The sequence below is a fragment of the Kitasatospora sp. NBC_01287 genome (assembly GCF_026340565.1).
In the GTDB taxonomy this organism is placed as follows: Bacteria; Actinomycetota; Actinomycetes; order Streptomycetales; family Streptomycetaceae; genus Kitasatospora.
Genome location: NZ_JAPEPB010000001.1, coordinates 111,353 through 131,288 on the forward strand (window position 1 = coordinate 111,353; position 19,936 = coordinate 131,288).

6 protein-coding genes are annotated in these 19,936 nt (G+C 74.7%); 2 read left to right on the forward strand and 4 right to left on the reverse strand.

Annotated features, from left to right (window positions below):
* Positions 1-92 precede the first annotated feature (92 nt).
* From OG455_RS00340 to OG455_RS00355, 4 genes are all read right to left on the reverse strand, one after another.
* Positions 93-308: a hypothetical protein gene (locus OG455_RS00340; protein WP_266288892.1), complete on the reverse strand. Its 216-nt coding sequence runs from the start codon at positions 306-308 to the stop codon at positions 93-95.
* A gap of 340 nt (positions 309-648) precedes the next feature.
* Positions 649-3,660 carry a helix-turn-helix transcriptional regulator gene (locus tag OG455_RS00345; protein WP_266288894.1) on the reverse strand — a complete coding sequence of 1,004 codons (3,012 nt, stop codon included), beginning with the start codon at positions 3,658-3,660 and terminating at the stop codon, positions 649-651.
* Between the two features lie 72 nt (positions 3,661-3,732).
* Positions 3,733-3,951 (reverse strand): hypothetical protein, encoded by a 219-nt coding sequence (locus OG455_RS00350; protein WP_266288896.1) that lies wholly within the window; start codon positions 3,949-3,951, stop codon positions 3,733-3,735.
* Between the two features lie 32 nt (positions 3,952-3,983).
* Complete coding sequence (locus OG455_RS00355; protein WP_266288898.1) at positions 3,984-7,043, reverse strand: type 2 lanthipeptide synthetase LanM family protein; 3,060 nt, start codon at positions 7,041-7,043, stop codon at positions 3,984-3,986.
* A gap of 447 nt (positions 7,044-7,490) precedes the next feature.
* Here OG455_RS00355 and OG455_RS00360 point away from each other — a divergent pair, with 447 nt between their 5' ends.
* Both OG455_RS00360 and OG455_RS00365 read left to right on the forward strand, forming a co-directional pair.
* Positions 7,491-8,810 (forward strand): helix-turn-helix transcriptional regulator, encoded by a 1,320-nt coding sequence (locus tag OG455_RS00360; RefSeq protein WP_266288900.1) that lies wholly within the window; start codon positions 7,491-7,493, stop codon positions 8,808-8,810.
* Positions 8,811-9,293: 483 nt separating this feature from the next.
* The gene (locus tag OG455_RS00365; protein ID WP_266288902.1) at positions 9,294-19,919 is read left to right on the forward strand and encodes an SDR family NAD(P)-dependent oxidoreductase; all 10,626 of its coding nucleotides are present in this window, start codon (positions 9,294-9,296) and stop codon (positions 19,917-19,919) included.
* Positions 19,920-19,936 lie beyond the last annotated feature (17 nt).

The following is a 19,936-nucleotide window of genomic DNA, read 5'->3' on the forward strand; positions in this document are numbered from 1 at the left end:
CCGGAGCAGGGGCACGCAGGGCCGGCCCGGCACTGGGCCGGGCAAGGGGCGACGCCGGCCTCAAGGCCTGTGAGCGTCGGGGTTCGGAGAGGTCAGCCCGTGCAGCAGCAGGACACGGACGAGGAGCAGGAACAGCAGGCGGGCTCGACCACGGCCGACTTGCTGAGCAGGTCGTCCATGTCGTCGGCGGTGTCGGCGCCGGCGAAGCGCGCCGGGTAGGGGGAGCGCGTCGCGGACATGTCGTCCAGGTCAGCGGCGTCCAGCACGGCCAGTTCGGTCAGGTCGAACGCGGCGAAGTCCACGCTCATGGCACACCGGTCCTTTCTTGGGTGTCGGTCGGGACATACGGGGTGCTCCAGGCCGCCGGCTCGTCACCTGACGCGAGGTCCGCCGGTCCGGCCCGGCCGATTCGGTGGGTGGAACACACCGGGGATCGCCGCGAGTTGACGGTGAGCCAGGAGCCTGGGCGATCGCCATCCTCCGACCGTGGCTCCCCTCGGAGCAAGGGAGCCCGGGTGGCAGCAAACTGCGCCGGCCGGCCGGGCGACCGGCGCTCGGGCCTTGGCAGCTTGCTGCAGCGACGGTGAGTGGGCAGGTGGCGGCCGGTTGCCAGGCGGGTTGCCAAAGCGGGCGGGGCGGCCGGGGCGGTCAGGCCCTGTCCGAACCGCTCCCGGTGACCGGGCCTGAGGCGTGCTCCGGCCCCGGGGCACGCTCCAGCAGCCTGAACACCTCCGCCGCGTGGTCGCACAGCGCGGTCCGGTTCGGGCGGCCGGTCTTGGCGAGCAGGCTGGCCACGTGCTTCTCGACGGTGCGGGGCGAGATGAACAGCCGCTCGGCGATCTCCTGGTTGCCCAGGCGGTGCACCAGCAGGAGGAAGACCTCGTACTCGCGGACCGTCAGTCCCTGGCGCCGCAGTTCGGCCGACATCGCCTCCGTTCCGCTGCGGCGCTGCGCGACGGAGGCGCCTGCCCGCCGCAGCAACTCGCGGCAGGCGCTGGCGACCGAGGGGACGGCGGCGGTGTGGAAGTACTCCTCGGCCGTGCGCAGCCAGTCCACCGGCTCGCCCCAGCCGTCCGCCAGGGCCGCCTCGGCCACCAGCCGCAGCCCGAGGTGGCGTGCCATCAGGAACGGGGTGCCCGCTCGGCGGGCCTCGGCCACGGCCTCCAGCGCGGCGGCGGTTCGCCCGGCCCGGCCCTCGTGCACCGCGTGCGCCAGCCGTTCGAACTGGCGGTTCCACGGCAGCATGGTGGCCGAATGGGCTGCCACCGCCGCGTGTTCCGCCGCGTCCGCCTGCCCCGACATGGCGCGCAGCAGCGGCCGCAGGCCGTAGCGGCCGCTGAGGTAGAAGACCGAGGGGTTGCGCTCCTCCCAGCTCAGCGCACGGTCCATCTCACCGAGTGCCTGCTCGTGGTTCTCCTCCAGCAGCGCGCAGATCGCCCGGCTGCCGAAGACGAGCGGCATCTGCAGCGACCGCTCGCCGTCCCACCGGTAGAACTCGGCGAGTTCCTGCTCCATCTCGCGCCGCCGTCCCTGGTGCCCGGCCAGCGCCGCCCGGGTGAGCAGGACGAGTTGGTGGTTGTCGGCGTTGCGCAGCCGGGCGGTGGCCTCGACGCAGCGGTCCGTCAGTTCGCGGGCGGTGCCGTACTCGCCGCGCAGGACCGCCTGGATGGCCAGGGTGGCCTCGGCGGTGTGCATCAGCACCAGGGCGCCGTGGCGCAGCGCCTCGCCGTGGGCGCGCTGCAACCGGGCGGAGGCGCCGCTGCGCAGGAACTCATTGGCGCCCAGCCCGAGCAGGATGTTCACCTGCCAGGTGGTCAGCCCGTGTTCGGTGGCCAGGGTGAGGGCGCGCTCCAGGCAGGCGTCGGCCCGGTCGAACCCGTGCCGGCGCTCCAGGATGGCGAGCAACTGCCAGGCCTGGCAGGCCACCTCGGCGAGCCCGGCGGGTTCGGCGCCGGCCACGGCACGGCGCGCCAGCCGTTCCGCCTCGGCCGCCCGGTCGGTGTCGACCCGCTGCACACCGGCGAGCACCAGGTGGGCCTCGACCACGTCGACCGCCGGCGCGTGCGCGGCACCGTCGGAGCCACCGAGCAGGCTGCGCACGTAGCGCACTTGGACGGCGGCGTCGTCGAACCGCGAGGCGGTGACGGCGGCCCAGGCGAACCGGGCGTGCAGCGCCGCGCTGCGGGCCGCGTCGAGCACCCCCGGTCCGGCCTGCGGCAGTGTCTCCATCAGTGCGAGCGCCCGGTCCAGTTGACCGGTCTCGATCAGCGTGTAGACCAACTGCTCGGCCACCGGTGTCCGGTCCGCGACCGCGGCGGGGTCGGCGAGCAGCTCGCGGGCCCGCTCCAGGAGCGAGACGGCGGAGTTGACGGCGCCGCCGGCCAGCGCCACCCGCCCGGCCTCGGCGTAGCGCAGGGCGGCCTGCCGGGTGTCGCCGGCCGTCAGCCGCAGCGCCGCGACCTGGGAGCACCACTCGCCGGGCAGGCCCGGGTAGGCGCGTTCGACGGCGTCGGCGGCCTGGGAGGCGATGGCCGCCCGCTCGGAGGGGAGCAGCTGGGCGAGCAGCGCCTCGGCGGTCAGCGCGTGCCGGAACTCGTACCAGTCGCCGACCGGGCCGCCGGGCGAGATCAGTTGCGCGTCGATGCCGGCCCGCAGGTGCACCAGCAGGTCGCGGTCGTCCAGTGCGGTGACCAGCTTGAGCACCGGCAGCGAGAACCGTCGGCCGAGCACGGCGGCGGTGTCCAGCATGGTCTGCCCCGCGGGGCTGAGTCGGGCGGCGCGCTGAGCCACGCTGTGCACCACGGTGGTCGGCACGTCGATGCCGAGGTCGCCGCAGACCTGCCAGCCGCCCGCCGGCCCGCGGCGCAGCACGCCGGCGGCGATCATGCCGCCGAGCAGTTCCTCCACCACGAAGGGGTTGCCCTCGGAATCCCGGACCAGCCGGTCGGCCACCTCGGCGGGCAGCGCTCCGGCGTCGATCGCGAGCGCGGAGGTGGCCATCGCCCGCACGTCGTCGGCGGTCAGCGGCCGCAGCTCGCTGAGCGTGGCGGAGCGGCGCAGGGCGGCCGTCCGGGCCAGCCGGCCGGCCGGGCCGGCGTCGGGGCGCAGGGTTGCCACCAGGCAGACCGGCAGGCCTCGGAGGTTGTCGCAGAGGTACTCCAGGACGGCCAGGGTCTCGGGCTCGGCCTCGTGCAGGTCCTCGATGACCAGCAGGCAGCCGGGCTGCCGGTGCTGGCCCAGGTCGCGCGCGATCGCGAGCAGCAGTCGCAGGACCGCCTCGGCGGTCTCGAACAGCGAGGCGGCTTCGCCGGCCGGTTCGGCGTCCCGCCACTCGGGCAGCAGAGCGCCCAGCGCGGAGCGGTAGGGCACCAGTTCGGGGTTCTGCGGCGCTCCGCTGAGTCGGAAGAACGAGAGCAGCGCCTCGGCGATCGGCCGGAACGGCCTGGTCGCCCCGGTGGTCGCGGCCCGGCCGCGCAGCACGGCCAGGCCGCCGGAGAACGCGTGGAACGCGCACTCGGCGGCCAGCCGCGACTTGCCGATTCCGGCATCGCCGAGGAGGAAGACCGCCTGACCCTCCCCTTGTTGAGCAGACGTCAGGCACGCGTCCAGCAGTGCGAGTTCATTGCCCCGCCCCACCACTGCCGGTGATGTGATGATCACATATTGAGGCTATAGCTGGAATCAAGGATCCGCCAGGAGGATCCGGCGGAGCCGGTCGCACCGTGAGGGTTCTCACACCGCCATGGGGCCGGTGATGGTGCACGTGGGGTAGAGGATCGGGCACTCCGCCATGGCCGGGCCGGCCGGCCGGGCCAGCAGCTGGGCCCGGCGGCCCACCGTGGCGGCCGTGGCGGCCCTGGTGAGGCGGATCTCTCCGGCGGGGTGGCTTGAGGCGGCCTCGTGTCGGCCGCGCGGGTTCTTCCAGGCCATGACCAGTGCTTCGTTGCGCATCGTACGACTCCTTCGAGCGTTGTGGTGGTCGGTCAGCTTTGGTACGAGGGTTGGAGCAGCAGGATCGAGGGGACACGGGCGCCGAAGCCGAGTCTGAGCAGCCCGTGCCCGATGCCGGCCAGCCCGGTCAGCAGCCCGGGGCTGCCCACCGCCCCGGGCGTCGCGCAGCGCGGGCCGTACTGGTCGAGCGCGGCCAGCAGCGCGCCGGCCCGCGGCAGCGCCGCCTCGGGTTCGGCCAGGCCCGCCGCGGTGGCGGTGAGCAGCAGATCGAGCGCGCCGGCCTCGCCGTGGCAGAGGCTGTGGCCGCCGCCGGTCCGGGAGGCGGTGGCGCTGACGACGCGCTCCAGCAGGCCGGCCAGGTCGGGGACGGTGGCCGCGGCGGCGCTGTCGGCGACGGCGAGCGCGGTGCCTGACGGTCCGTCACACCAGCCGGTGCCGACCGCCACCGCGGCGTCCCGGGCGGCCGCGGCACGCAGGGCCGCCACGCCCGCCGCGGCGTACCGCGGCCCGCCGCCGGCCGCGGCGAACCGCAGCAGGGCCCAGCCCACGCCGGCCGCGCCGCCGGCCAGGCCGACGCCCGGATGTTCCTGCGACGCCCGGGGCAGCAGCCGGTCAGCACGGCCGCGCGCGACCTGGAGGGCCTGCGCGGAGCCGGTCATCCGGTGGACGGCGAGCATCGCGGCCAGGCAGCCGGCGTCACCGTCCAGCACTCCGGGCTCCCAGGGCGCCCGGCCTTTCGCCGCCACGGCCACCAGGTCGACCGCGGTGGCGGCCCAGCCGGCGAGCTCGCCGTCGTCCAGCAGGCCGGCGAGCCGGCTGAGCGCGTAGGCGATGCCGCCGAGGCCGGCGAAGCCGACACCGATGGTCCCGAGGTCGGCAGGGCGCTCGGCCAGTGCCGCCAGCAGGCCCGGGACGGGGAGCAGCGCGCGCCGTGCCACCGCGGCGTACCGCTCGGTGCCGGCGATCCTGTCGAGCTGCGCCAGGAAGAGCGCGGTGCCGCAGTAGCCGTGCGGGAGTCCGGCGCCCTGCGGCAGGATCGCCCAGAGCCGGTCGTCGAGCGGCTCCAGGCCGAGCCAGTTCACCCGGCGGCCGTCGTCGTGCGCTCCCGCCAGGATCTGGTCGGCGATCCCGCAGGCGGCGGCCAGCAGCCGCTCCGGATCGGGCACGGCCGCGGCCAGCGGCCCGGGCGGCGGCAGGGCGGCGTGCTGGGGGCCGGTGTCCCGGGTGGCGAGCGCGGCGCGGATCACCCACTCCTGGTCGAACCGGTCGGTCCGGCTCATCGCCTTCAGGTAGCGCTCGGCGCGGGCCAGGCCGGACTCGGTGACCAGTCCGGTGACCCTCAGCGCGCCCAGGGTCAGCTCGGTGGTCCCGGGCCTGCAGTTGACCAGTGGCAGGTCGCCGCGCCACAGCGCGGCCAGCTCGGCGCCGACCAGCGGGCGCAGCGAGGGATCCGCGGACGGCTCGCGCCCCAGCGCGTCGAGCAGCCGGTCACGCTCCAGGGCGTCGCGCAGGACGTCGGGATGGGTGGATTCGTCCAGCAGCGTCGCGTACCAGCGGCTCTGGCGCAGCACGGCCCGGGTCTCGTCGGCCGCGAAGCGGGCCAGCAGGCCGCCGGGGCCGGTCAGTTCGCCGCGGTGGGCGGCGATCGTGTCGTAGCCGGCCCGGAATCCGTCGAGCAGCGCCTCGATGTGCGCGCCGGGATCGGCGTCGAGCCTGCCCAGGCGCGGCCGGTTGGCCGCGCCGCGGAACACGCCGGCGGTGCGGACCAGGCGCATCTCGTCGGTGCCGGGCGCCGACCAGCCGGTGATGTCGTCCGGCAGCGGGGTGTCCCGGTCCCCGCCGAGCGCGGAGAGGTCGAGGGAGCCGTGGTCGCCGGCCACCAGGAAGGGCAGCAGGGCGGTCCGGTAGACCGAGGACTCCAGGGCGACCTGTGCCGGGTCGTCACCCCGCGGCCGCGCCAGCACCGGATGGAAGAGGGTCTCCAGGTCCACCAGGACCGGCTGGTCCGCGCAGGCGATCAGGTTCTCGAAGTGGACGTCGGTGCCGCCGAGGGCGTGGACCAGGGCCAGCAGCGCGCCGAGGCGCTGGTAGAAACCGTCGACCTGCGCCTGGTCGGCGCACGGCTCGGCGGTGGCGTACTCGACCCACCCGTGGTCAGGGCGTTCCAGTACGGCCAGCGTCCGCAGCCGGGGGCCGGGTAAGCGGGAGTTGAACCAGCGGACGGTGTCGTTGAAGTGGACGTGCACGGCGAGTGGGCGGGGCTTGAACACCACCCGCGCGCCGTGCTCGAACCGCAGGATCGCGACCGACCGGCCGTGCTGGTGGCGGTCGCCGGCCCCGGTCTCCACCTCGACCAGCCGGCCGGGGTCGGTGCCCGCCAGGAGCCCTTCGAGGAGCGCGCTCCGGTCCGCGGCGAAGCGCTCCAGCAGCTCCGACCACGCCTGCACGGCCTGCTCGCAGCACTGCGCCAACAGCCGTGCCAGTACCGGGTACTCGGTGACCAGGGCGCGCAGCCCGGCCCGCGCCGAGAGCCGGCGCACGAAGTCGGCGAACCGGAGCTCCGGGGTGTCGCCGCGCAGCCGCCCACTCACCCGCAGCACGTTGAGTTCGAGCACCAGCGTCCGTCGGGCGAGTTGCACCAGCGAGGTGCCCAACTGCTCGGCGAAGCAGCGTCGGACGCGTCCCAGGTCGGCCAACGCGTCCAGCGGGGACCGGTCGACGGCTCGCAGCAGCCGCTCGGTCGCCGTCTCGGTGAACGGCGCGAGCACCGTCGCGAAGCCCGCCGACCAGGAGCCGCCGGCCGGCAGCGGCGGGTCGAGCGGGGCGCTCGCCAGCACCCGCTCGACCCCGGCGACCCAGGACGGCTCGCCGATCCTGGCCGCCAGCGCCGCGGGCTCCTCGGCGAGGAGGGCGCGCAGGCCGTCCTCGTCCAGTCCCAGGTCGGCCAGCCGGGCCCGGAAGAGCGCGGGTGATGGGTAGTCGGACCGCCAGCTCTCGGTCAAGTCAACCGGACTGCCGGTTGATCGCAGGGGTAGCGGCAGCCGCTCGGCCAAGGCAACGCCGCCGACCCACCAGGTGTGCGGATCGGTCATGTCTGTGATCATGCCATCGGCCGGCCCCCTGCCGCATAGGGGCCGGCCCCCATATTCAGCGCCCGCGCCTGATCCCGTGCCTGATCCCGCGCCGGCTCGGGCCCGGTGTCCGGTGCGGTACCTCGCGAGGCGGCGGGGCGCCCTGGTGGCGGGGCCACCTGGGCGTTCGCCGATCCGGCGAAGTGCCGGCCGGGCCTCGCGGGGCCGGCGCGGGACGAGGCACGGGCTCTTCGGGTGCGGACGACGCCGCGACGGACCAGGCGGCGAAAAGCGGGGGCCGGTCCCCATGCGGAGCCGGCGCGCGGCAGGCAATGCTCGGCCCATGACTTCGCACAGTCCGGCACTGCCAATGAACGAAGTGAAGATCAACACTCGGTCCGCTCATGGCCCTGCCGGTCGCCTCGACCGCGACGGTGAACGCGACGGTGAACAGGTGGGGGAGCAACGATGAACGAGGGTTTCGGTCATGAGTTGAGGAGGCTGCGCACCCGGTTGGGGGTGTCCCTCAAGTCGCTGAGCGAGATGACCCACTACAGCAAGGGCTACCTGAGCAGGGTGGAGACCGGCGCCAGAGCCGCCACACCCGAGCTGGCCGGACGCTGCGACGACGTCCTGGGCGCGGACGGCTCCCTGCTCAAGTACCTCACCGCCGCGGAGAGCCGGTTCGGCTCGCCCGGCATCTCACGGCCCGCGCAGCTACCGGTGGTCGCCGCCGACTTCGTCGGCCGCCAGGACGCGATCCGGCGGCTGGACGGCATGTTGCCGACCCGCGGCACGACGGTCTGCGCGATCGACGGCATGGCCGGCGTGGGCAAGACCGCACTCGCGGTGCACTGGGCGCAGCGGGTGCGCGAGCGGTTCCCCGACGGCTTCCTCTTCGCCGAGTTGGCGGGCCCGGGGCCCGGCCAGGGCACCCGGCCTTCGGCCGGCGAGGTGCTGGCCGGCTTCCTGCGGGCACTGCGGCCGGGTGTGGTGATCCCCGCCACGGTGGCCGAACGCGCCAGTCTGTTCCGGACGCTGGTCGACGGCCGGCGCATGCTCATCGTGCTCGACGACGCGGGCAGCGTCGAACAGGTGGCGCCGCTGCTCCCCGCCTCACCCGGCTGCATGGTCCTGCTCACCAGCCGGATCCGGATGACCGCGCTCACCTCGGCGCGCCTGCTGTCGCTGGAGACGATGAGCCGGCCGGAAGCCGTGCGGCTGGTCGCGTCGACCATCGGCGAGCACCGCACCGCGGCCGAGCCGCAGGCCACCCGGGAGTTGACCCAGGTCTGCGAGCTGCTGCCGCTGGCCCTGCGGGTGGCCGCCGGCCGGCTGGCCGCGCGACCGAGTTGGCTGATCTCCTCCCTGGTCGAGCGGCTTCGGGAGGGCGAGGAGGGCATGTCGATGCTGCGGCTGGGGGGCGGTACCGTGGCGAGCGCCTTCCGGCCCAGCTACGACCGGCTCAACGGGCGGGCCGCACGGGCGTTCCGCCTGATCGCACCGCTCGACGCCGCGCTCACCTCGGTCTCCACCGCGGCGGACCTGCTGGGCAGCAGCCACGCCCACACCGAGGACGTGCTGGAGGAGCTGGTGGACGCCAGCCTGCTGAACACGCCCGTGCCGGGGCTGTACAGCTGCCATCCACTCCTGCGCTCCTTCGCACGCGACCTCGTGCGCCAGGGCGGCGACGGGTCCCTGGACCCGTTCACGGGCGAGAACGAATCCCTGGAAGCGTTCGCGGGCGAGCGCCACGAGCCGGCCCCGGTTCAGGCGCCACCGCACTGAGGCGGTCGGCCACTGGTACGGGTACGGCCTTGACGTGAGCAGGCCAGTCAGCGGTACTTCCGTTGCCAGGGTTGCCAGTTGCCAGCGAGCGGGCAACCCTGGCAACCCCTTGAACGCCACTTGAGCCGCCGAGATCATGAAGAGCGAACCCGCCCGGCGCGAAGGTACCTGACCTGCCGCTTCCGGCACCGCCCCGGTGCGGTCGCCGATCCCTGGAGAGCCCCTCTCACGGATCCCGCCGGGCGCCACAACCCTCAGCCGAACGGGCCGACGGCCGCACCGTGCCAGGTCTCACGGGCTCGCGAGGCGGGCCCACGAGGGGTGTCGGCCCGCCCTCGGCAGGCAGGCGCCACCGGTCTCCCCGGTGCGAATCGTGAGCCACCCCAGCGAAAGTCACCCCGCGAAAGTCATCCCGCGAAAGTCACCCCGCGAAAAGAGAGGCAGGCCATGGACCCGAGGTCCGGCTCGTTGACAGACGTTCTCGTGAGCACGCTCGCCGACGCACTCGACGTTCCCCGGGCCGACATCTCCGCGAGCGCCGCCTTCACCGAACTCGGGCTGGACTCGGTGAGCGGACTGCGGTGGGTCAACGCGGTGAACAGCCGCCTGCGGCTCTCCCTCTCGGTGTCCCGGATCTACGACTTCCCGTCCGTCGAGCGCCTGGCCCAGCACATCGCCGAGTTGCGGGCCGAGGCCGGCGCGGCGGGCTCCGCCCGGCGCCCGGCGCTCCCCTCGCCGCAGCGCGGCAGCGCCGAGCAGGCCGTCGCCGTCATCGGCATGTCCGGGCGGTTCCCGGGCGCCGCGAACCTCGGTGAGTTCTGGCGGAACATCGCCGAAGGACGCGACTCGGTCACCGAGGTACCGGCCGACCGCTGGGCCGTCGACGACTTCTACGACCCGGACCCGGCCGCCCCCGGCAGGACCTACGGGCGGTGGATGGGCGCCCTCGACGGCAGCGACCTGTTCGACGCGCAGTTCTTCAACATCTCACCGCTGGAAGCCGAATGGATGGATCCCCGGCAGCGGTTGTTCCTCGAACAGGCCTGGGCCTGCGTCGAGGACGCCGGAATCGATCCCTTCGCCCTGGCCGGAACGCGCTGCGGGGTCCATGTGGGCTGCCGGCACGGTGACTACGGCCGGGCATTCGACGACAGCCACCTCAACGCGCACGCGTACCTCGGCGAGTCCTCCTCGATCCTCGCCGCCCGCATCTCCTACTTCCTCGACCTCAAGGGCCCGAGCGTCGCCGTCGACACGGCCTGCTCCTCCTCCCTGGTGGCCCTGGCACAGGCCTGCGACAGCCTCCTGCTGGGCCACACCGACCTGGCCCTGGCCGGCGGGGTCTGCCTGCTCACCAGCCCGTCGATGCACATCATGGGCGCCAAGGCCGGCATGCTCTCCAGGCGCGGCCACTGCAGCGCCTTCGACGAGACCGCCGACGGCATCGCGCCCGGCGAGGGCGTCGGCGTGGTGCTGCTCAAGCGGCTGTCCGACGCCGTCCGCGACGGCGACCGCATCGACGGCGTGCTGCGCGGCTGGGGCGTCAACCAGGACGGCCGCACCAACGGCATCACCGCGCCCAGCGTCACCTCCCAGGCCGACCTGCTCCGCTCGGTGTACGACCGGTTCGCCATCGACCCCGACACCATCACCCTCCTGGAGGCGCACGGCACCGGCACCCGGCTGGGCGACCCGATCGAGGTCGAGGCCCTGACCGCGGCCTTCCGCCACTACACCGAGCGCACCGGCTACTGCGCGCTCGGCTCGGTGAAGAGCAACATCGGCCACCTGCTCGCCGCCTCCGGCATCGCCGGCCTGCTCAAGGTCCTGCTGGCGATGCGGCACGGCCGGCTTCCCGGAACCCTGCACCACGCCCGGACGAACGAGCACATCACCTTCGACGGCAGCCCCTTCTACGTCAGCACCGGCCCGCGGCCCTGGACGCCGCCCGAGGGCGTGCCGCGGCGGGCGGCCGTCAGCTCCTTCGGCTTCAGCGGCACCAACGCCCACCTGGTGGTCGAGGAGTACACCGCCGACCGCCCCGCGGCGACCGGACCCGCCCGCCCCGACGTGGTGGTACCGCTCTCGGCGCGGGACGAGGAGCGCCTGACCGCGCAGGCGGAGCGGCTGCTCGCGGCCCTGGGCGACGACGGCCTCACCGACTCCGACCTGCCGTCCGTCGCGTACACGCTGCAGACCGGGCGCGCTGCCCTGGAACACCGGCTGGCCGTGGTCGCCGGCTCCCTGGACGAGCTGCGCGACAGGCTCCGCGCGGCCACGCGGGGCGAGGACGGCGCGGCGGGCGAGGACGGCGCGGCGGGCGTAGGCGGCGCGGCGGGCGTGTACCGCGGACAGGTCCCCAGCGCCCCCGCGCGGGACGGCGACCTCGACGACCTCTCCGACGGCTGGCTCGCCGCCGAGGCCATGACCGCCTGGACCCGGCACGGCGGACCCGCCGACTTCCTCTCCCTGTGGGTCACCGGCACCGACATCGACTGGCGGAAGCTGTACGACGGCACGACCCCGCCGCGCCTGAGCCTGCCGACGTACCCCTTCGAACCCGTGCCCCACACCGCGCGGAACGGCCGCCGCACCCCGCCGCGGGAGGCGCCCACGCCCACGCCCGCGCTCACGCCCGCGACCCCGGCGGTGCTGCACCCCCTGCTGCACGAGAACAGCTCGACGCTGGCCTCGCACGAGTACACCACCGTCCTCACCGGCCGCGAGTCGTTCCTCGCCGACCACACCGTCGGCGGTCGGCCGGTCCTGCCGGCCGCGGCCTACGTCGAGGCGGCCCTCGCGGCCGTGAGCCGCGCCGTGGAGGTGCCCCTCGGTCAGTTCGGCCTGCGCGACCTGGTCTTCCTGCGGCCCCTCGCCGTGGCCGGGCCCGTCACCCTGCGCACCCGGGTCTGGCGGGACGACAGCGGCGACCTGCGCCTGCGCATCGCCTCCCGCCCCCAGGAGCCGGGCGCGGACGGCGAGGTGACGCACTGCGAGGGCCGCGCGGTGCCGCTGGGCACCCCGCCGCAGCCGGCGCCGCTGGACCTGGACGCCCTGCGGTCCGGCACCGACCGCGTCTGGACCGGTGAGCGGGTCTACACCGCCTTCACCGCGAGCGGCATGGCCTACGGCCCCGCGCACCGACCCCTGCGGCTGCTGCGCCGGGCCGGCCAGGGCCCGGACGCGTACGTCGTCGCCGACCTCCAACTGCCCGCCGGCGCCGACCCCGGGGCCTTCGCCGCCCACCCGAGCCTGCTGGACGGCGCCCTCCAGGCCTCGATCGGGCTGCGCCTGGACCTCGACGACGCCGACGCCGGCACCGCGCTCCCCGGGCCGTCCCTGCCCTTCGTCATCGCCGGCTTCGACCTCTTCGGCGCCTGGCCCGAGCGGTGCGCCGTCCGGGTGAGGCCCGCGCCCGGCACCGGCCAGACCTTCGACATCGACATCTGCGACGAGCAGGGCGACCTCCGCGCCCGGATCACCGGCTACACCTCGCGCATCGCCCCGCGGGCCGCCGTGAGCACCTCCCAGGTCATCCTCGGCGAGCTCCACTGGCGCCCCGAACCCGCGGCCGGAGCCACCGCAGGAGCTACAGCCGGAGCCACAGCCGGACCCGCCGGGACCGGCCTCCCCCGCTACGCCCACCGGCTCGTCGCCCTCGCCCAGGACGACGGCGACACCGCCGCCCTGGACACCGCCGCCCTCGACACCGCGCTCCCCGGCACCCGCCTGCTCGCCCTGCGCTCCGGGCCCGCCTCACCCGCCGCCCGCTTCACCGAGCAGTCCCTGCACCTCCTGGAGCTGGCCCGGGAGGCCGCCGCCCACTCCTCGGCCGGCGAGGTGCTGCTCCAGGTCGTCGTGCCCGTCGCCGACCCGGACCGCGCGCACCCCGCCCGGGCGCTGGCCGCGCTGCTGAAGGTCGCCCGGACCGAACACCCCCGCCTGGTCTGCCAGTTGGTGGAGGTCCCGGCGACGGCACCGGCCGCCGAGGTGGCCCGCCTGCTCGACCTGCACGCCGGCCGGCCCCAGGACACCGAGGCCCGCCACCACGACGGCCCGCGCCTGCCCGAACTGCGCGAACTCCCCGCCGCCGAGCGGCCGGGCGAGGCCCTGCGGTGGCGCGCGGACGGCGCCTACCTCATCACCGGCGGCACCGGCGGCCTCGGCCTGCTGATGGCGCGCGAGATCGTCGCGAAGTCGCCCGGCGCACACGTCGTCCTCGCCGGCCGGTCGGTCCTGGACGACGCCCGCCGCCGGGAGCTGGAGCGCCTCGGCGACCGCGTCCACCACCTCCGCGCGGACCTCTCCTCCGCCGAGGACACCGACCGCCTGGTCCGTGACACCGTCGACCGCTTCGGCGCGGTGCACGGCGTCGTCCACGCCGCCGGCATCACCGGCGACGGCCTGCTCACGCACAAGACCGAAGCCGGCGTCCGCGCGGTGCTCGCCGCCAAGGTCGCCGGCACCGAGCACCTCGACGCCGCCACCCGGGACCTCCCCCTCGACTTCTTCCTCGCCTTCTCCTCCGTCGCCAGTCTCTTCGGCACCATCGGCCAGGCCGACTACGCCCTCGCCAACGCCTACCTGGACGAGTTCTGCGCCGGCCGGCAGGCCGCCGTCCGGCGCGGCGAACGCTCCGGCCGCACCCTGGCCGTCAACTGGTGCCTGTGGGCCGAGGGCGGCATGCGGGTGGACGAGGCGTCCATGCGGCGGCGGCGCGAACGCGGCGAGAGCCCGCTCTCCACCGCCGACGGGCTCGCCGCGCTCTACCGCGCGTACGAGAGCGGGCGGGAGAGGGTGATCGTCCTGTCCGGCGAGCGCAACGCCCTCCTGGCGCGCCTCGCCCAGCCGGTCCTGGCAGCCGCCCCGGCCCCGACCCCGGCCCCAGCCCCAGCCCCAGCCCCGGCCCCGCCAGTGTCAGTGGCCGCGCCCCTTCCCCCGACCCCGACGGAGGCCGCCGTGCCCATCGACGCCCCCAACTTCGGCGAACTGGTGGAGCGCCATGTCGCTCAGGTCCTCGCCGGCGTACTGAAGCTGCCCGCGGCCCGGCTCACCGCCGAGGCGCCCTTCGAGCGGTTCGGCATCGACTCCATCGTCGCCCTCCAGCTGATCGGCGCGCTGGAGAAGGACTTCGGGCCGCTGGCCAAGACCCTCTTCTTCGAGTTCCGCAGCGTGGGCGAGCTGGCCGCCCACCTCGCCGAGGAGCACCGGGAGCGGGCCGCCGCCCTCCTCGCCCCGCCGGCGCCCGCACCGGTGGAGCCCGTGGCCGCGCCCGCCGTGGTCGTGGGGGCGCCTGCTGTGTTCGCCCCCGTGCCCGCGGTTGCCGCGGCCGTGGCGGTGCCTGCTGGTGGGGGTCTGCCGGGGCCCTTCGAGGTGGCGGTGATCGGGATGAGCGGGCGCTATCCCGGGGCCCGCGGTGTCGCGCAGTTCTGGGAGAACCTGCGGGCGGGCCGGGACTGCGTCACCGAGGTGCCGGCGGACCGCTGGGACCACGAGGCCTACTTCGACGAGGCGAAGGGCACCCCCGGGCGGACCTACGGCCGGGTCGGCGGATTCCTCGACGGAGTCGACGAGTTCGACCCCCTCTTCTTCAACATCTCGCCGCGCGAGGCCGAGTTGATGGACCCGCAGGAACGGCTCTTCCTGCAGACCGCCTACCACACGATCGAGGACGCCGGCTACACCCCCGCCGGACTCGGCCACGACGTGGGCGTCTTCGCCGGCGTGATGTACATGGAGTACCAGCTGTACGCCGCCCAGGCGCAGCTCGTCGGCGACGGATTCGCCATCAGCGGCACGCCTGCGGGAGTGGCCAACCGGGTGTCGTTCTTCTGCGACTTCCGCGGACCGAGCGTCGCGGTGGACTCCATGTGCTCCTCCTCCCTGTCCAGCGTGCACCTCGCGGTACAGAGCCTGGAACGCGGCGAATGCACCACCGCACTCGCCGGCGGCGTCAACGTCTCCGTCCACCCCAACAAATACGTCCGCCTCGCCCAAGGACGCTTCCTCTCCAGCACCGGACGCTGCGGCAGCTTCGGCGAAGGCGGCGACGGCTACGTCCCCGGCGAAGGCGTCGGCGCCCTCCTCCTCAAACCACTGGCAACCGCCATCACCGACGGCGACCACATCCACGGCATCATCAAAAGCACCGCCCTGGGCCACGGCGGCCGCTCCACCGGCTACACCGTCCCCAACGTCGGCGCCCAAGCCACCGTCATCGACACCGCACTCACCCGCGCCCGCATCACCGGCGCACACATCGGCTGCATCGAAGCCCACGGCACCGGAACCGTCCTCGGCGACCCCGTCGAGATCGCCGGACTCAACCGCGCCCTGGGCACCACCGGCACCACCATCGCCCTGGGATCCGTCAAATCCAACATCGGCCACTGCGAAGGCGCCGCCGGAATCGCCGGCCTCACCAAAGCACTCCTCCAAATCCGCGAAGGCCTCCTCACACCCTCCCTCCACTCCACCACCCTCAACAACCAAGTCACCACCTGGGGACGACTCCACGTCCAACGAGACCTCACACCCTGGCCCGCCGGCGAAGGACCACGAACAGCGGGAGTGTCCTCCTTCGGAGCCGGCGGCTCCAACGCACACGTCATCGTGCAGGAACACCGCCCCACCACAGCACCCACCACACGCACAAACGGCCCGGCCCTGGTGATCATCTCCGCACGCACCGCCCAGGCCCTGCGCGAGCTGGCCGAAGCACTCGCCGACACCGTCACGACCGGCTCCACCGACGTGCGGGACATCGCGTTCACCACCCAGGTCGGACGGACCGCGATGACCCACCGCCTCGCGGTGGTGGTGGAGACGGGGCACGAGTTGGTGCACCGGCTGCGGGAGTGGGTGTCGGGGTCCGAATCAGGGTCCCGATCGGGTGTGTCGGTGGGCCGGGTGGCGCGGGACGCGGTGCCCGACCGGCTGCGGGAGGGCCTGCTGCGACCCGGCCTGACGATGGGTCAACTGACGGCGGGTGAACTGACGGAGCTCGCAACCGCCTGGGTGACCGGCGCCGAGGTGGACTGGCAGCGGCTGCACCCGCAGGAGGCACGCCCGCGCCGGGTCAACCTGCCCGGCTACCCCTTCGCCCGCGAGAAGTACTGGGTGCCGAACGGCTACCAGCTGGCCTCCCGCCACTTCGCCGGCTCCCCCGGCACCCCCGGCACCCTGACCACCGGCACCCCGGCGGGAGGTGACGACGCATCAGAAATGCTTTCCCCCAGCCCTGATGAGACCGACGAGACCCTCGTCTTCGTCCCCGACTGGACCCAGGCCCCGCCCGCGCCCCGTCAGGGTGGCCCGCTGCCCGGCCCTGGGCACCGCGTTCTGGTCGTCGAGCCGTCGGCGGCCGACCTCGCGCGCCGCACGGCGGAGCTGTCGCCCGGCCTGCGGGTCCACGTCCTGGATCCGGTCCAGGGCGACGACGCCGAGCGCGCGGCGGGCTACGGCTGGCAGGTGGTGCGGCTGCTCCGGGAGCTCGCCGGAACGGGCGAGGCCCTCGTGCAGGTCCTCGCGGTCGGCCAGGAGCCGTACGCGTCGCACCTGACCGCGCTGGCCGCCCTGCTGCGCAGCGCCGCCCGCGAGCTGCCGCGGATCGCGGGCCAGGTCGTCGCCGTGGGTCCCGCGGAGCCGGTGGCGTCGCTGGCCGCGGCGCTGGAGGCCGACGCGGTGTCCGGCGACGTCGAGATCCGGTACGAGGACGGGCTGCGGTTGGTGAAACGGCTCTCCGAGCGTGCCGTCACGCCGCAGGGCCGGCCCTGGCTCGACGGCGGCGTCTACCTGGTGACGGGCGGCGCCGGCGGAGTCGGGCTCGCCTTCGCCCGGGACATCGCCCGCTCGGTGCGGGAGCCGCGCATCGTGCTCGCGGGCCGATCGGCGCCGGGGCCCCGGCAGGAGGAGATCCTGCGGGAGCTGACCGCCCACGGAGCTGTCGCCCGCTACCGGGCCGTGGACATCACGGTGTTCGACCAGGTGCGGGCCCTGGTGGCCGGCGTCACCGCCGAGTTCGGCACGCTCACCGGAGTGGTGCACTGCGCCGGTGTCATCGGCGGCGGCGCCCTCGCCCGCACGACCCGTGACCGGTGGCTGGAGGTGCTGGCCCCCAAGGTGGCCGGGACGCTCCACCTCGACCGGGCGACCGCCGCGCTCCCCCTCGACCTGTTCCTGCTCAGCTCCTCGGTGACGGGCGTGTTCGGCAACGCCCACCAGGGCGACTACGCCTTCGCCAACGCCTTCCAGGACCGCTGCGCGGAACACCGCGACGCCCTCGCCCGGGCCGGGCGGCGTTCCGGCCGCACCCTCTCGGTGGGCTGGCCGTACTGGGCCGACGGCGGCATGCGGGCCGAACCGCTGGCGCTGGAGCGGATGCGCCGTCAGGGAAGCGTGCCGCTGCCCACCGAGAGGGCCCTGGCCGCACTGGACCTCGCGTACGGCACCGACCGGCCGCACGCCGTCGTACTCCACGGAAAGGCCGACCTGTTGCGAGAACGAGCCGCCGACACCTCGACCTACGCGGCCGCTGCCAGGCCGCCCGCACTCCCGACCACGCCCACCACCGCCGCCCCTGTGCCCGTGCCCGTGACCGTGACCGCCGCCGTGGTGGCCGGTGGCGTGGACGAGGCCGAACTCCTCACCGCGGTGCGCCAGTCGCTCACCCGTACGGTGTCGGACCTGCTGAAGGTCCGCCTCGCCGACGTCGACCCGGACGCGGAACTCGGCGACTTCGGCTTCGACTCGGTGAGCCTGACCGGCCTGGCCGGCGAGTTGAGCCGCGCCTTCCGGCTGAACCTGCTGCCCACCCTCTTCTTCGAGCACCGCACGGTACGGCGGCTGGCCGACCACCTCGTCGCGCGGCACGCCGAGGAGCTGGCGTCCGCCCTGGGCGTCCTCCCGGCGACGGTCGTGCCCGCCCCGGCCGGGCCCGCCCCGGCCGTGCCTGCCCCGGTCGTGCCCGCCCGGGTCGTCGCCACGCCGGTCGTCGCCACGCCGGTCCCGGCCCCGGTGGCCGTCCCCGTAGCGGCTCCCGCCCCCGTACCGTCACCCGCCCCCGCCCACACCCACCAGGCCGCCCCCGCTCACGAGCCCGTCGCCGTCATCGGCATGAGCGGTGCCTTCCCCGGTGCCCGCGACCTCGCCGAGTTCTGGGAGAACCTCACCTCCGGCCGGGACTGCGTCACCGAGGTGCCCGAGGACCGCTGGGACTGGCGGGCGCTGTACGGCGACCCGCAGCGGGAACCCGGCAGGACCGACGCCAAGTGGGGCGGCTTCCTCGACGGGATCGCCGAGTTCGACCCGCTCCTCTTCGGCATCTCCCCCAACGAGGCCGACCTGATGGACCCGCAGCAACGCCTGCTGCTGACCCACCTGTGGAAGGCGATCGAGGACGCCGGCCACGCCCCGCACAGCCTCGCGGGCTCCGACACGGCCGTCTTCGTGGGCGCGAGCACCGGCAGCGGCTACACCGAACTCGTCGCCCGGGCGGGCCTGGCCACCGAGGGCTACAGCCCGACCGGGCTCGTCCCCTCCATCGGCCCCAACCGGCTGAGCTACCTGCTCGACCTGCACGGCCCGAGCGAACCCGTGGAGACCGCCTGCTCCAGCTCCCTGGTCGCGATCCACCGCGCGCTGCGGGCGATCCGGGCGGGCGACTGCGAGAGCGCCCTGGTCGGCGGCGTCAACGTGATCGCGACCCCGCGCAACCACATCGCCTTCAGCCGCGCCGGCATGCTCGCCAAGGACGGCCGCTGCAAGCCCTTCGCGGCCGGCGCCGACGGCTACGTGCGCGGTGAGGGCGTCGGCATCCTCTACCTGAAGAGGCTGTCCGCCGCCGAACGCGACGGCGACCACATCCACGCCGTGCTCCGCGGCAGCGCGGTCAACCACGGCGGGCGCGCGAACTCCCTCACCGCTCCCAACTCCGCCGCCCAGGCCCGGTTGCTGACGGCCGCCTACCGCGACGCGGGCGTCGACCCGGCCACCGTGACCTACATCGAGGCGCACGGCACCGGCACCCCGCTCGGCGACCCGATCGAGATCGGCGGCCTGAAGGCGGCCTTCGCCGGGGTCGGCGCCGCGGCCGGGTCCTGCGGACTGGGCTCGGTGAAATCCAACATCGGCCACCTCGAACTCGCCTCGGGCGCGGCCGGAGTCATCAAGGTGATCCTGCAGATGCGCCACCGCACCCTGGTCGAGTCGCTGCACTGCGCCGAGGTCAACCCGTACATCGACCTGGCGGACTCCCCGTTCGAGATCGTCCGCGAGGCGCGCGACTGGACCACGGGCGAGGACGTCCACGGCCGGCACCTGCCCCGCCGGGCCGGGGTGAGCTCGTTCGGCTTCGGCGGTGTCAACGCCCACGTCGTGCTGGAGGAGTACACCACCCGGCGGCCGGCCGCGCCGGGCACCGGCCGCAAGGCCGTCCTCGTGCTGTCGGCCAGGACCGAGGAGGCGCTGCGCGAGCAGGCCGCCGGGTTGCGGCGGGCCGTGCGGGAGGGCGCGTGGGAGGGCGCGTGGGAGGAGGCCGACCTGCCCGACATCGCCTGGACCCTCCAGGTCGGCCGCGACGCGATGGACCTGCGGCTGGCCTTCGCCGTCACGGCGCTCGACGAGGTGCCGGGCGTCCTCACCGCCTATCTCGACCAGGGCGAGGCACCCGGCCTGCACCTGGGCGACGTGCGGCAGCACCGCGAGACGCTCGCGCTCCTCAACGGCGACGACGCGCTGCGCTCCGCCCTCGCCGGCGGGGACGCCGCCCAGGACACCCTGATGGGCCTGTGGGTCCGCGGCCTCGTCGTGGACTGGCGGCTCCTGCACGGCGCGTCCGGCCGGCGCCGGGTCCCGCTGCCCGGCTATCCCTTCGAGCGGCGGCACTGCTGGGTGCGGCCCGCGCCCGGTGCCGCCGCCACCGCAGCGCGCCCGGACGGCCCGCGGGACGCCGACCTCGGCCCCTCCGCGGTCGACCCCAACGAACTCCACCCCGGCGAACTCGACCCCGGCGAACTCGGGCAGGTCGATGACCTCCTCGACCGGATGCTCGCCGGCCAGGCCGAACCCGACACGACCGTCGACGCACTGAGGACGGTGCTCGCCCGATGACCGGAGGTTCCCAGCCC

Excerpts from the sequence above, each read along its gene's own strand:
- OG455_RS00340 (WP_266288892.1), bottom strand. The coding sequence starts at position 308 with ATGAGCGTGGACTTCGCCGCGTTCGACCTGACCGAACTGGCCGTGCTG.
- OG455_RS00350 (WP_266288896.1), bottom strand. The coding sequence starts at position 3,951 with ATGCGCAACGAAGCACTGGTCATGGCCTGGAAGAACCCGCGCGGCCGA.
- OG455_RS00355 (WP_266288898.1), bottom strand. The coding sequence starts at position 7,043 with ATGACCGATCCGCACACCTGGTGGGTCGGCGGCGTTGCCTTGGCCGAG.
- OG455_RS00360 (WP_266288900.1), top strand. The coding sequence starts at position 7,491 with ATGAACGAGGGTTTCGGTCATGAGTTGAGGAGGCTGCGCACCCGGTTG.